General features: G+C 50.3%; 10 protein-coding genes and 1 pseudogene. 6 read left to right on the plus strand and 5 right to left on the minus strand.

All coding sequences use genetic code 11. The features are described from left to right. Positions 1-7: 7 nt before the first annotated feature. Complete coding sequence (locus tag HOJ95_15040) at positions 8-2647, minus strand: molybdopterin-dependent oxidoreductase (GenBank protein MBT6396013.1); 2640 nt, start codon at positions 2645-2647, stop codon at positions 8-10. After that, positions 2647-3381: a c-type cytochrome gene (locus HOJ95_15045; GenBank protein ID MBT6396014.1), complete on the minus strand. Its 735-nt coding sequence runs from the start codon at positions 3379-3381 to the stop codon at positions 2647-2649. The genes HOJ95_15040 and HOJ95_15045 overlap by 1 nt, the downstream gene beginning before the upstream one ends. Before the next feature lie 594 nt (positions 3382-3975). On the opposite strand from HOJ95_15045, the pseudogene dgoD reads away from it, so the two are divergent. Continuing rightward, positions 3976-5138, plus strand: a pseudogene (gene dgoD / locus HOJ95_15050) (galactonate dehydratase). 164 nt (positions 5139-5302) lie between these two features. Next, on the plus strand, positions 5303-7255 hold the full coding sequence (locus HOJ95_15055; protein MBT6396015.1) for a molybdopterin-dependent oxidoreductase: 1953 nt from the start codon (positions 5303-5305) through the stop codon (positions 7253-7255). 34 nt (positions 7256-7289) lie between these two features. Here the strand turns inward: HOJ95_15055 and HOJ95_15060 are convergent, their stop codons facing one another. Both HOJ95_15060 and HOJ95_15065 read right to left on the minus strand, forming a co-directional pair. Beyond that, complete coding sequence (locus HOJ95_15060; protein ID MBT6396016.1) at positions 7290-8579, minus strand: (Fe-S)-binding protein; 1290 nt, start codon at positions 8577-8579, stop codon at positions 7290-7292. Between the two features lie 162 nt (positions 8580-8741). After that, positions 8742-9116 carry a cupin domain-containing protein gene (locus tag HOJ95_15065; protein ID MBT6396017.1) on the minus strand — a complete coding sequence of 125 codons (375 nt, stop codon included), beginning with the start codon at positions 9114-9116 and terminating at the stop codon, positions 8742-8744. A 407-nt stretch (positions 9117-9523) separates the two neighbouring features. Between HOJ95_15065 and HOJ95_15070 the strand changes: the two genes are divergently transcribed. The 3 genes from HOJ95_15070 (at position 9524) to HOJ95_15080 (ending at position 12179) form a co-directional block, all read left to right on the plus strand. Beyond that, the gene (locus HOJ95_15070) at positions 9524-9847 is read left to right on the plus strand and encodes a hypothetical protein (protein ID MBT6396018.1); all 324 of its coding nucleotides are present in this window, start codon (positions 9524-9526) and stop codon (positions 9845-9847) included. Positions 9848-9865: 18 nt separating this feature from the next. Beyond that, a complete protein-coding gene (locus HOJ95_15075) occupies positions 9866-11194 on the plus strand; it encodes a hypothetical protein (GenBank protein ID MBT6396019.1) in 1329 nt (442 codons plus the stop codon). Positions 11195-11336: 142 nt separating this feature from the next. Beyond that, the gene (locus tag HOJ95_15080) at positions 11337-12179 is read left to right on the plus strand and encodes an amidohydrolase (GenBank protein MBT6396020.1); all 843 of its coding nucleotides are present in this window, start codon (positions 11337-11339) and stop codon (positions 12177-12179) included. 188 nt (positions 12180-12367) lie between these two features. On the opposite strand, the gene HOJ95_15085 is transcribed toward HOJ95_15080, so the two are convergent. Further along, positions 12368-13246, minus strand: a complete 879-nt coding sequence (locus HOJ95_15085) for a DMT family transporter (protein ID MBT6396021.1) — start codon at positions 13244-13246, stop codon at positions 12368-12370. Between the two features lie 652 nt (positions 13247-13898). On the opposite strand from HOJ95_15085, the gene HOJ95_15090 reads away from it, so the two are divergent. Beyond that, positions 13899-14828 (plus strand): NADP-dependent oxidoreductase, encoded by a 930-nt coding sequence (locus HOJ95_15090; protein MBT6396022.1) that lies wholly within the window; start codon positions 13899-13901, stop codon positions 14826-14828. Positions 14829-14954: the final 126 nt, after the last annotated feature.

The following is a 14954-nucleotide window of genomic DNA, read 5'->3' on the forward strand; positions in this document are numbered from 1 at the left end:
AAGGCGATTAAATTTTTTCGATCCGAGCCTTTAAGTGCTTGTAGTCCGCCTGTCCCGAAACTGGGTCGAAAGCGCGGTGAGCCGTTGCGTTGACGAGCCACTTGTTCTTCTTCGGGTCCGCGCTGTCGGCCACGGACAGGTTCCACGGAGAGAATATCTGGCCCGGCATGACCTTGTTCCGCGCGGGCTTGACCTTGCTCTTTGTTCCTATGCTCGCGCGACCCTCGTAGCTTCCGCGCGGTGAGACGACACGAATCCACTCGCCGTCCTCGATACCGAGCTGTTTCGCATCCTTGGGATTCAGTTCGACATACTGCTCTGGAACAAGCCTTCTCGTGGTCGCCCCACGGATTGTCTTCGTGGTGTGGAAATGCTCGAAGACGATTCCCAGGTTGAGCCAGAAGGGATACTTATCGTCTTTTGTGGTCTCGGCGATGGACTTGCCGTGGTAGTCGAAATCGGGAAGATCTGGCGTGAGCGCATTATCGCGCATCTCGACGAGCACCTTGTAATTGTCGATCACGTAAAAATTTGGATCCTTACCCGCTTTGTCGAGCTTGCCGATGATCTCCCTGGCATTGGTGTAGTCCTGCTCGGTGAGCTTGAACTTGGCCTTTCCGTTCTTTCTCCGAAAGGCGCCATAGGGCTTATCCTTCCAACCCTCCTGGTTCATGTACTTGCGCTCGACACCACCCTTTTTCGCAATGTCGTAGGTGGGCGCGGGATAGAAAATGCCCTTTTGCTTGCGAAGCTGCTCGTAGGGAGAGATGCCGTCTCGTTTTTCGACCTCAAGCATCCCGGTGAGATTGGCATCCGACCCCGCGCTCGCGCGGAGAATATGGCGGAAGACATCCTCGGGATCATAAAGACCATTTTTCTTTGGCTTATAAGGAAATACCTTGTCCGGGTCGAGCCCCAATTTCTTGGCAACGACTTTCCCTTCCTTGATGATGATGTCGAGGTCAGGGATGCAATTCTTGGGGGGCTCCATCGCCTTATCGGTGACATACATCTTGCGCTCGCTGTTCTGGTAGATGCCCCACTTCTCCCCGTGTGTCGCAGCTGGGAACACCACATCCGCGTAGAGCAGATTTGGTGCGTGCCGATAGGCTTCGGCCATGTAGGTGAAGGTCTTGGTGAGCGCCGGGCGAACAAGCGTATTCGTATCCGGCAAGTCGATGTGAGTGGCATAGGCAAGTTGGAGCACCTTAACCTCGCCTTTGAGCGCGCGTTCGAACATACCGATCGCCATACCCTTGTTTTTCATCTTAGCTGTCTTATCGAGCCTGCCCGCTGGCAAACCCCATTCCTTGTTGATGTGCGCACGCTGTTTGGCGTTCTTTAAGCCCTCGTTAAAGGGAAGGCGACCAGTGAGTCCACCCATGAGCCGCTCGCTCATAGCATTTGGCTGGCCGGTCATCGAAAACGGACCCCAGCCCGGCTTGCCGATGTTGCCGGTTAGCAAATGGAGATTGATGAGGTTGATGGTTCGATGCTGGCCGTGAATCGACTGGTTGTAGCCGATTCCCCAGAAGGTAAGCACACCACCCCGGCCGCGCCGCTTTCCCTTCAGAGTGGCGTCAGCCCAGATGCCGGCGATGCGCCGGACAACGGAAGGAGCCATGCCGGTTCGATCAATAACCTGCTCCGGGCTATAGCGAGCCAGAATGCCCTCGCGATACTTATCGAAGCCATCCGTGTGCTGGCGAATGAAAGCTTCATCTACGGCCTGGGGGTATTCCTTCATCAGGACATGGGCGATGGCATTTTGGAGCGAGATGTCGCCATTCGGACGAAGAGTGATCGAGAGACTATTGTTTTGGTTTACCTGGGAATAGCCGTCCATGGTGCCAGTGAAACGCGGATCGACCACCATGGTCGGAATGTTTCTCTTCTCCTTGGTGGCCGCGACGCGCCAGAAGAGCACCGGGTGCGACCCGCGAGCGTTGTGGCCCCAATGGCTGATAAAATCAGCCTCTTCAATATCCGAGTAATTCGTCGGCGGGTGGTCGCTTCCCAGGCTGTGGATATAACCAGTGACCGCCGAGGTCATACACATACGGGCGTTTGCCTCGATAGTGTTCGACTGGAGCACGCCCTTATAAAAAATATTGTCGAGCCATTGCTCTTCCATCGTGAGCTGGCCGGACTGGAAAACGCCAATGGAGTTTCCGCCGTATTTTTTCACGACGGAGACGAGCATGTCCGAGACAATTTCGGTGGCTTCCTCCCAGGTGCCCTCTCTGAAGACACTGTCGTCGAAGCGGCCCTTTGTTTTGGATACATAGCCCGTGAGCGGGTTGGACATGTCCTTGCGAATTAGCACCTTATCGAGCCTATCGACGTAGAGCGCCTCGGCAGCGGTGAGCCCCTTGATGCATTGAAGACCCTGATTCACTGGCGAGTCCTTGTCGGGAACCGAAGCGACTATCTTGCCGTTCTCCACAACGAAGTAGGTGTGGCACCCCACACCGCAATAAGGGCACTGCGTCGGCACGAGCTTGCGTGTGTCTGTGGTGGCCGCGTCAGCGTCTCCGATGAACCGGAACATTTCCTTGTCGCGGGTCAGACTTCCGCCCATCGCCAAGCCGGTGGCCAGGGCGGCGGCTGAGCCCTGCAGAAAATTTCGCCTGTTAAACTTTGACATTACTCACTCCTCCACGGATCGCGTGGTCCCCCGCCCTGTTTTTCCCAGGAGCGGATATAAGCCACCAAGTCATTGATCTCCTCTTCCCTCAATTCGACGAAACCCTGCTTGCCCTTCAAATAGGACCCCATTGGGGTGCCCACCCGACCGGACATCAGCGTCGCCTTGATGTATCCGTCGGTAGAGGATTTGAGGAAACCCTGGTTGTTAAGAGAGGGGCCGGGGTAGCCCGCGATGGCATTTGTTACATGGCCGCCGCCCACCTGCGGCCCTCCGAGCCCATTGAGGCCATGGCAACCGATGCACATGCCGTCAAAGAGAAGTTTTCCGTTCGAGACAGAACCGGCCACTCGTTTGATGTCGAGGCCTTTGTAGTCGGAAACCTGCCAGCCTCGGACAAACGTGGCAATGGCTTCAATTTCCTTTTTCTTAAGAATGGCGCCGTAGGCGATCATCGTCCGCGGAAGACGACCGTAAAAGATCGTCTTGCGGATGTAGCCGGGTGGTGCAACGGAAAGGAAACTTTGAAGATTGAGAGGCACCCCGACTCCACCCTCACCGTTCTTGCCGTGGCAGGCAGCGCAATGGGTAGCAAAAAGCTTTTGGCCAAGGGAGTAATTGGAATTCCAGCCGCCGTCTCGATAGGCATCGGCGCCCTTTCCCTCAAAAAATGGCCATGCAAAAATTGAGAGCAATAGAACTAGAGATAAAAGTACTGCACGCGGACATTTCACAAAGCTGCCTCCTCAAAATTATGCCCTTGGTAGGGTATTTAAATAGAAGGTTTGCAAATCTTTTCCAGGAAAAACTCTTTTTGTAGCTGAAAACTCCATGAATATAAGTAATTATAATTAAATGGCTTATGTGTTTTCAGGAAACCTAAAAAACACACACATACAAGAATACAGGGTCCTTATCTCTTATATATAACCCAAGACAGTTCTCCGCAACCAAAATTTAGATTCTCATGTGTCTTTAGAACACCAGAGTTCTCGACTCCGAGATAAATCCCCCTACTTCATAGCCCTATTGCAGCTAAACGAAACTCAATTATTTGTAGGCAAAACACGGTCAATGGGGTCCGATTTGAGGATTAGAACCTTCTTGCCAGCCCAATCTGAGGCGTTTGGCCATAGCAAGAAAATGGGTAGGAAACATCCATAAACAGATTATTCTTGGAAAGCGGGCTCAGGTAATACGCCTACACTCAGCAAGGCGATGAACACTATGCTTTAAGGCTTAAAGTTTCTATTTGCCATGCACAAAACAGATTTTGAACTCATAGATATATTTACAAAAGACATGCTTTCATCCCAGGAGCCATATCAATGAAAATTACCCAGGTGACGCCAATTCATGCTGGACAGTTCATGTTTGTCAAAATCGAGACAGATACAGGTATTTACGGAATTGGGGAAGCTGGCTCCTGGGGACATATCGAAGCTGCCAAAGCTGCACTGTCAAGGTTCGCCGACTACTTAGAGGGCAAAGACCCGTCTAAAATTGAACATCACTGGAACGTCATGCATCGTTTCTCTTATTTCTAAGGACTTGCCATCAATGCAGCTATTTCGGCAATTGATATTGCGCTCTGGGATATCAAAGGCAAGGAACTAGGCGTACCTATCTATCAACTTCTCGGCGGGGCTGTCCGCACCAGCGCGCGAGTCTACGGACACGTATATGAAAAAACCATCGAAGGAATTCTTGAGGAGGTAAAACGAAAAAAGAGGAGGGCTTCACCGCCGCAGGGCACATTAATCCATTCTTGGATGAAGGCGAGGATGAAATCTATTTCAAGTCGCATGCCGCCAAGATGCGCGATGCAATCGACAATGTCAGGCAAATGAGAGAAACAGCGGGCAACGACTTGGATTTATGTATCGAAATCCACCGCAGATTGACCCCGGCAGAGGCCATAGTTCTCGCGCAGGGCATAGAACAATATCATCCGATGTTCATTGAGGACCCGATGCGTCCCGAGGATACCGACTCGATGGCTCTCATCGCAGAGAAAATTCGAATCCCAATTGCTACCGGCGAACGATTTTCAACTATTTATGAATTTCAGGCAGCACTATCCCGAAATGCGATGGCATACGCCCGCACAGACTTGTGCCTATGTGGTGGCATCACCGGCGGCCGAAAGGTTGCCGCCATGGCTGAGGCACATAATGTAATGGTGGTGCCGCATAACCCACTGTCTCCGGTCGGCCTGGCCGCCTGCCTGCAACTCGATGCTGCGATACCCAATTTTGCCATTCAGGAATACAGCACCGGCTTTGAGGATGGCGTTATGGTTTCTTCTCGGAAACACCTTGGGCATGACATTGTCGATGAAGTACCAACCCCCGTAGATGGCTTCGTCGCCATACCTGATAGACCGGGAATCGGCATCGACCTGGTCGATGCTCCGGAATCCATACGTCCGCCTATGAGCAAACCCGTCGCCATGCGCCTCCACCGCGACGGTTCACCTGTCGACCAATAGGCAAGTCATTAAACTACGCTCCCATCTCTCCTTATTTAGTAATTCGCCTTAGGTAGGGCATTTTCATAGTATTTGCTTTACAATTTTCCCAACTGTGCAATCGAATCAAAACACCTTCATCATTTTCTCGATGCCACCAAGGTGAATGAAAAAAGGACACATTTATGGTTAATACGATCAAAACAACTTGCACCCTGGACTGCCAAGACGCTTGCGGTGTAGAGGCCGAAGTCGAAAACAACCGAGTTGTTCGGTTACGCGGCTCAAAAGTACATCCCTACACGGAGGGTTTTTTGTGCATCCGCTTAAACCGATACCTTGATCGTCTTTACAGCTCAGAGCGGGTGACCTCCCCACTACAAAAAACAAAAGATGGGTGGCGAAAGATATCCTGGGACAATGCCATCGATTTAGCTGCAAGTAAGTTTCGCGCTGCCGTGGATGAGTATGGCCCCGCCTCCATTCTCTATTTTATGAGTTCGGGCTCTTTCGGCATTTCCAATCGCTACAATATCCGCCTGTTTAACAAGCTAGGTGGGCCCACGGTAGCCTCTGGCTCTCTTTGCCTGACAGCAGGTGTCGCTGGGATGATTCAAAGCCTGGGTCGTTCTATATGCCCTGCGCCCTCCGAGATGGTAAATAGCCAGATGATTGTCCTTTGGGGAAGAAACCCGGTCGCATATTCGGTCCACATGGTTCCGCTTATTAAAAAAGCCCGTGAGAATGGCGCCAAGATTATCCTCATCGATCCCATCCGAAACGAATCTGCAAAATTCTGCGATCACCACTATGCACCGAAACCCGGCGGAGACGGGTATCTAGCCCTTGCGATATGCAAATATCTACTCGAGGAAGACAAGGCGGACGTTGAGTTCCTAAAGAACGCAACGCTGAACGCAGAAGCGATCGAGCGAATGTCCCAGCGTTTTTCATGGGAACAGCTATCTGTTGGCTGCGGGCTTTCGGAGGAAACATTAAGAGAAATCGCCATGCTCTTTAGTCAGAACCATCCCGCCACAATCTGCATGGGAAGAGGCCCTCAACACTACAAGCAAGGTGCGGAGATAACTCGTTTGATTCTGGCCGCGTGCGCCTTATCCGGGAACCTTGGCGTGAAGGGAGGCGGGTATAATTACAACTCGGACTTTTGGGGACCGTTTGATCGCACGCTAGACGGGGGAGAATTCGCAACCTCGCATCGCACAGCCCCTAAAGCCATAATTGGGGAGGCTATCCTAAATATGAAGGAGCCGCCGATAAGGGCGGCCTACATTCACGGAGGAAACCCGGTAACCCAATGCCCGAACTCTCAAAAAGTGGCCCGAGCGTTTCGTTCCATAGATTTCGTAACTGTAGTGGATTCCTTCCTGACCGATACGGCGGAATGTGCAGATCTCTTCCTACCGTCTGCTATGTTCCTTGAGACTAGAGATATTCGCGCCGCTGGCTGGAATCCCTATGTCGGCCCGGTGGTGCCCGCTGTCCAGCCTCCGGAAGGGGTAAAAGCGGACTGGGAAATTGTAGGTCTCCTGGCCCAGAGACTGGGTATTGAAGACCCCTATCTAGGCCACCCGATAGAACAATTCCTACCGAAGGCGTTAGCACCCATTGAGAAGTACGGCCTGAACCCTAAGAACGCCACAAATGAAATATTCAGAAATCCTGAGTCTCCCAGAACTCCTTTTGAGGGTGGCGTCTTTGCGACGCCCTCGGGCAAGTTTGAGTTCCTAGAAGAGTGGGAGCCGGAAGGAGACTCGAAAGCTGATGACCGCTATCCCCTTCGTCTTCTCTCGTTAAAGTACCAGCGCTATCAGTCTTCACAGATGCTTGAGTCTCAACAAACGAAAAGCGAGGCCATCGTTTGGCTCCACCCAGAGACCGCCACGCGCTTCACCCTTAAAGATGGAGAGAAGGGCCGCCTTCTCTCCCCCAGCGGTGAGTGCGAGGTTGTGTTCGCTTTAGACGAAGAGCTTCGAAAAGATGTTTGTCTGGCAAGGTCAGGCGGTTGGATGAAGAAGGGACACGGGATAAACGTCCTCACGGAAGATATTTTGACAAACTCCGGTGAATGCTCCGGGTACTACGAAACGAGAGTGCGCCCGGTGGCGCAAAGCTGAGATGTCCCCAGTTTCACAAAATTTGTTTAATGCCCTAGCCGTAAAGAGCCGCTTTAAGCGGGCCTCTCGCCTTATCGGGGTCGATACCGTGCTCTCGGAGTTGTTCCCCGGCCTCAGCCAAAACGCGATCCAAATCTCCGTATAACTTGAAAGTTTTCGTCCAATCCGGATATTCGAATCCCATCGATTGGCCCAGAATCGTCATGAAATTTTCCAACTCGAAAGCTTGATTCCCCTCCTCTGGACAAAGTTCAAAATGGCAACTGTGATAGACGGTCACCACAGAATCCACTTCGGCAGCACTGGCCGAGGAAAAGAGTTTTTCGCGCATCGCCTCAGGCGCTCCTGGCAACAGAAGCGTGGGACATTGATAACCATGGTCCTTATGTTGGTCAATTTCGACCACTTCGAGGCCAGGGACGCAGGCAAGAATCGCTTTCACATTCTCTTCCACACCATCGGTTCCTCCGTGAAGATGGAGTGCAATCCGCTTATTGACCTGGGTCAAACAAAGAGATTTGAGGGTATCGATATTCTGGGCCAAAAATTTCGTCACATGAACAAAGGGGAGTTCGTCATTTCCGGGTCCATTATAAAGAGGGCGGTATTCCGTGTATTGCATCTGGCAGGTAGGGCAGAAAGTAATTACCTGCCCAGACCCATAAGACTGAAATTTTTCAAGTGACCGCGTACCCATGGCCGCCCCTGCCTCGGGGTCGCTGCTTCGAAAATGATTAATGCCGCAACAATGAGCCATTCCGCCCGCCACTTCGTAGTCCAATCCCATCCTTTCGAATACATCCATGCACGAGAGCAGGATATGAGGCGTCTTGAGAATATGGCACCCGAAATAGAAAAGATTTTGTGCGGGGGCCTTCTTCTCGAACCGGACAGAGGTAAGACGCCGATAAAGATCAGGTGGAGTTTGGAGCCCGGCCGTGACGCGAATGATTCCACTTAGCCGGCGGAAAAAATTCCGTCCGCGTTGTCTTAATTCCTCTTTTCCGAAATCGCGCTGCTGGAGTTTGGTTCTGGCATAAAGCAGCATTTCCCGCGGATTTACATCCTCGGGGCAAGCATCGATACATGCACCGCTCTTTTGACACGCCTGAGCCCAAGCCGCGCCCTCGGGTGCAAAGGGACGACCATTAATAATATCCACCACCGAGCGCACAACAGATTCAGGGTTTTCCTCTTGGAGCTCTGTGTAAGGCAGCATCGAACAAGCTTCGACACATTTGCCGCAAAAAGTACAAAGCTCTGTTATTCGATCCATACGCGCTTGAAGATTGCTTTCAAATGACACTTCAGTTTTCGGGCTCATAAAGTTCCCTTCGCTGAAAATCGAAACAGGGGTTTAGATCGACCCCTGCGCTTAAAAAAAATTTAAACGATTTTACCCGACAACAATAGATCGATGCTCCTCAATTTCAATAAAACCCATTCAGACAGGAAGTTAAGACACAACAGTTCATTAGCTCCCCCCTCAGGGCTTATCTCCCGGCTTCCATTCCGGATGGCTGGGCCATTCCTTAATCTGTCCTTTCATATTCTCGCCGTAACGAACCCGGAAGAGGAGGGTCCGCTCGGGGCCGTTGTTGTATTCGTGAAGCTCACCCGGCGGATGTACAACGAATGAGCCAGGGGTAACTTCAATGGTTTCCTCTGGTGATTTCATCGTGCCGCCACCCTGAAAGCAAAAATAAATTTCAGTGCAATTCGGATGACAATGATACGGGCTGACCTGACCAGGCTCCCAGCAGGCGATGGTGGTATCACCTTCTCCATAGGTACCGAGAATTTTATCGACATGCCGCTCGGGCTTAAATTCCTGCTCTTCGAGCATGCTGAAGCTGTGCATAAATCTCTCCTTTAAATAACAATTCAATAAAATCCATTCTCGTTTGTTGAAAAATTTCAGGAGCCGCCTACAATTATTGACATCTCGTCGATAATTGTATCACTCCCAACAATAGTCCTGGAACCGTAGCTGCGCCTCGCAAATGTCCCACATCCATTCAGGCCGCTATGAAAAGAAACATCACCACCGAGATAAAGACCAGTCAACACCGACTCAAAAACCTTAAAAATTACCCGTCATTAAAGAATTTTCGGCATTTCGCCAGAAATTGAAAAATGGAATTATCCTGAAATGGCCCTACCGCTGTCTATAAAACTTATGATATCTGGGCCATTCGAAATTTTTGACCGAACGCGCTAATCTCATACTATCTTCAGAAGATTTTTAATTGATAAAAGGAGGAGCAAATGACCCTCAGCGCTTCACCAGAGGACACAAATGACCAAGCACTCCTGCGTGTTTTGAACCCGGTAGTGGCCCGAAAATTCAAGCCAATGCCACCCGCCAATAGAGTCAATGATCTTTCGAAATCCAAAATCGGATTATATTGGAACTATAAAAAACATGGCGATGTGGCTTTAAACAGGGTAAAAGACCTGCTGTCAGAAAAATTTGAGGGTCTAAGCTTTGAATGGCTAGAAACGGGGCCTGTGAACGAGGCAACCGAAGAGTGGTTTGAAAATGTCCGTCAAAGAGAAATTTCTGCAGTAATTGCTACAACCGGGGACTGAGGATCCTGCACATCGTGGTTGGTCAGAAACCACGCAGGCATCGAAGAGTTGGGCATACCTGTTGTCTCTATCGTTCAGGATTATTTCGTCGAAGATGCAAGAGCAAGCGCCGAAGCATATGGCTTGCAAGAACCCGCACTTGCTATAACCCCTGATGCGTTCACCACCATCACAGCCACACAAACTCTTGAGGCCATCGATCGTATTTTCGAAGATATTGTCTCCGGCCTGACAAAACAAATCCCAACATCCAACGAGAATGTCGTCAAAAGAATTGCTATTCATGGACCCGATGACGATACGCTGCAATTTTTCGGCACAGACCTTCTGGAGTGCCTAGAGAATATGAATGAGCGGTTCCTGGAATGGGGATGGAGCGATGGTTTTCCTCTTGTGCCGCCGACTGAAAACTCCGTAAATAAAATGCTAGCTGGGACAAAACGTGTGCCCGATGATGTTGTAGTGGAGAATTTTGTTCCTGGAATGGCTCAGGCAACCGTCAAAGATATTGCCATTAATGCTGTGATGGCGGGATGTCAGCCCGAATTCATGCCAATCATCATCACGGCTATAGAAGCCATGCACCATCCGGAAATAAATTTGCGAATGTGCACGGTTTCTACTGGTGCGCACGCCCCGCTCTTTGTCGTAAATGGTCCGGTGGGAAAGAAACTAAAAATCAATTCCGGCTCCTGTGCTTTAGGAAATGCCGGGCCCGGAAAACTTTCTTTCCCGAATATCGCGATTGGACGAGCGGTGCGCCTCGCGTTGATGAACGTGGGCGGCGCATATCCCGGCATATTGGATCAGGACACCATCGGCTCACCGGCAAAATTCAGCATGGTTCTCGCAGAAAACGAAGGGAAAAATCCATGGGAGCCCTATCATGTTGAAAAGGGTTTTAGCTTGGAGGAAAGCACCGTCTCATGCTTCTATGGCCACTCCTTGATTGAAATCGCCGATCTTGAAAGTGATACTGCCGACACCCTTATCAATACGATCTCCTTGCGGGTCATCGGTATCGGCCAGACCATCTTCATTCCGTATTATCCCGTAATTTTGCTGTCTCCGGCCCACGCAGAAATTTTCAACCGGGACGGCTGGACGAAAGACGATATACGCCAATATCTTCATCTTCATTGCGCTATCACCGCCGAAAAATACAGGCGCTCCAAGTCTCTTGCCTGGGGCCAGGATCGAAAATGGATCACCGAAGCGGATTCAAGCGCTATGATTCCTCTGTTTGAAGAGCCGGAAAAAATCGACATCGTCGTTGCAGGCGGAACATCGGGAAAAAGTGCAGCCTACCTTGGCCTATGCCCTAAACCTTATCCCGTGAAATCTTGACATATAAATATATTTTGCTTTGACTAAGAATCCAGGAATAAGGACGCGATGTCTTCAAGATAATTTTTTCTCACAGTTGCATTCTGCAAAAATTAGCTCCATGCCCTTTCCGGCTTTAAACTGGATGGACGGGAGACATCTCATGCCTATAGTTGATGCACAGGTCCATATATGGGCTGCCAACACACCAGAGCGGCCTTGGCCAGAGGAACAAATAGTCAAGCCACATCGACCAGAGCCTTTTTCGAAGGACAATCTCCTGGAGGAAATGAACGCTGCAGGCGTCCAACGTGCGGTCCTCGTGACGCCGATGTGGGAGGGTTTTCGAAATGATTTGGTACTCGAGGCGGCACAAGCACATCCAGATCAATTCGCCGTCATGGGGCGCTTCGAGCCAGAATTACCCGCATCACGCGGACAAATGGCAACCTGGCGAGAACAAGTCGGGATGCTTGGTTTGCGCCTGGTACTCAGGCACCCACCTTTTCGACCGATACTCTCCGAAGGACTCGCAGATTGGCTGTGGGCGGAGGCGGAACAGGCTGGCGTACCTATCATGCTCTTGGTCGATTCGGCGCAATTGAAATTCATCGATCAAATTGCCGAACGTCATCCAGGGTTGAAACTGGTCGTGGACCACCTGTGTATTTCCGGTGATGACAAAGACGAGGAAGCATTTAAAGACCTGGATATGTTGCTGGCCGTTGCCAAGCGTCCAAACATTGCTGTCAAAGCGACTTCATTGCCGCAATTTACCAGCGACAATTATCCCTACACTCGGATTCATCCCTACCTGCGCCGCATCTATGATGCCTTCGGACCAAAGCGTATTTTCTGGGGGTCTGATTTATCCCACCTATATCATGTGCCGTGTTCTTATTCTCAGGTGGTAACCATGTTCACAGAAGAGATGTCATGGCTCACCGAAGAAGACAAAAACTGGATCATGGGACATGCGATTTGCGAATGGCTAGGGTGGCAATGACTTTACTCAATAAAAAATTTCCCCATGCAAACCGCAATGGAATCATGCCGGTAATCATCATGTGAGTGACGAATAACTTGTTCGCCTCCCACACTCCATATAAATCACAGTGCCAGAACACTAGATATAAACTTCCATATCTAGTGCCTTTCCATCCTCAGACATTGATCTGATGTTAATACTCAACCTCATCTTCCCCACACCACGGCATATGCACCCACGACCGAAATAGCGCCACCAAATGCAATACGCCAAGTAACAGCCTCTTGCTTTTGCATGAAAAGCCAAGAGAGGAGGATTACGATAAGGACCGACAAGCGGTTAATGGGGATGACTTGTACAACTTCCCCTCGCTGGACAGCAGACCAGAAGAAAAGTGCTGCTATGAAATGGGACATTGTTCCAAGGAGAACAATAAACAGGCCTCGAGGATCCCAACGCCTGGTGCCTCCCTCTTTGGCAAAGGGCATGAAAGCAGCCAAAAGTAGAGCTGCCGAGCCGGTGGACACAGCAATCCCCAACGAGGTTGATGGGAGCATGTCGAGCCCGAACTTTCGAAAAACAAATGTCACTGAGAGGAGGAAGGAAGCCAGCACAGGAACAAAATAGTACAGGATAGGGGTAGTCACCTCATTAGTCCGTCGATCGTAGAGGAGGAGAATAGCACCGCACATAATGGCCAGAGTGCCAATAGCAATGCCCAGCGTCATCTGCTCCCCGAGGAAAAAAACACCCTGCAGGGAAGACCAAACAAGAACGGTTTGCAACAATACCTGGGTCCGCGAGAGTCCAATGAATTTTACACCCAGAAGGCTCAGGTAGCGGCTCATCGAATTACCGAACACGCCAATCAGGACAAACCAGAAAAGGGCGGCCAGAGGCCAGGTATTCACACCATCCCCATATGCATAGAGCCCAATCGCGAAAACCGCTGACATAAGATTCATCATCAAGGTTGTGAAGGCGGGACTCAGGCGGTTCAGAGCCAAGCGGAACATCACCTGGGCAACCGCTACAAATATCGCGGCTAAGAAGGACATTAGATTGGGATGCAAGGATTCAAACAATGAGGGCCATCCGATCATGAAGAGAATTTTAAATATTTCACAGGGAATTATCAGAAATAACAGAAAAATAGAATTAGGGCGGCTCTCTTTTCTCCACAAGCAAAAATTCGCCACCCACAACTAGTTTTCCAGAAGCGTACTTACGAAATATAGCAAAGGTCCAGCTCACCCGATTCTACCATCTTTGGTAGCTCACCAGACTTCAGATCGCGATCTAGGACGCTTTCTTCCGACTCAAATTCTATAGGCAAATCTTCCCCTCCCATCAAATCCGAGCCAAACATTCGGGCTGTCGCAGTATGGATTGAATCCGGTCCTTGGTAGACACCATATCTTGTTTTAAAATTTCCAATCTCCCGTGCTCCCGTGCTCCCGTGCTCCCGTGCTCCCAAAATATTGGACTCTTGAAAAAATTTACAAAATCTATTCTCATGTACAAAAATCAATCGAAGTCTATACTAGCTCACGGTTATAATAATTCAGTTTTACAAGAATTCTGAAATGTACTCTATAAGAATTCCAACCACAGCCATGCGATAAGGGCGCCTCTGTCGAATTAGCAATTTCCCAACTACAGGCTTCAGAATTGTCCCCTGTGCACCGCAGTAATTAGCTTCCTAAAATTTCAATACTTTCAAAAAGGAGAAATAGGATGAAAGCAATTTTGATGAATGGCTACGGAGGCCCGGAAGTTCTCCAATATGGAGATACACCAGACCCGGCTGCAGGTTCCGGCGAGATAGTCGTGGATATTCATGCGGCGAGCCTGAATCCGTCTGACTGGAAGTCGCGAGAAGGTCGTCATGGCAGCGACCCCAAAATGCTTTTCCCTCATATCCTGGGACGCGATTTTTCGGGCGTGGTACGAGAAGCTGGCCCAGGCGTCGGGTATTTTTCCAAAGGTGACGCTGTGTTCGGCGTTCTGGATAGCGGGCAAGAAGGCGCCTATGCGGAGGCTCTCGCCATAAAAGCCGAGATCGTCGCAATTAAACCCCCCGTCCTTTCGCACATCGAAGCTGCCGCATTCTCGTTGATAGGCCTGACTGCACTTATCGCTCTGGAGGATACCGCTCAACTTAAATCTGGCGAGACAATACTAATCCATGGGGGTGCCGGGGGTGTTGGTGGGTTCGCGGTGCAATATGCAAGACACATTGGAGCCAAAGTCTTTACCACAGCCAGCGCCCGGAATCACGATTACGTCCGCCTCCTCGGAGCAGACGAAGCCATAGATTACTCGACACAAGATTTTACAGAAGTTGTACCCAAATGTGATGTCGTATTCGATACGATTGGGGGAGAAGTTCACGCGCGTAGTTTCTCGGTCCTAAAATCCGGAGGTCGTCTAATCCATGTTGCTAACGGACCAGAGGGCTTCGAACCACCCCAGAATGATGTTACCGCTATACGACCAAAAGTGCCCCGGGACAGAAAGCATCTTGAACGTATTGTTGAGCTTGTAGAGAGCGGCGCGTTAAAGTCACTAGAGATCACTGAAATACCGCTGGCTGAAGCGGCCTCGGCGCTGGAAATTAGCAAAAAAGGTCATGTCCGCGGAAAAATTGTCCTGGTAGCTAGATAAACTGGACTGACCTTGCCCCTTCAAACCGGTCCAAGCTGAAAGAGAGGATATTCGATACTCTTTTGGTAAGACCGCCCAACCCGGGAGGGGATTTAGATGAGCAAGAAGCGCCATACACCCGAGCAA

This window comes from Nitrospinaceae bacterium, from assembly GCA_018669005.1.
Taxonomy (GTDB): domain Bacteria; phylum UBA8248; class UBA8248; order UBA8248; family UBA8248; genus UBA8248.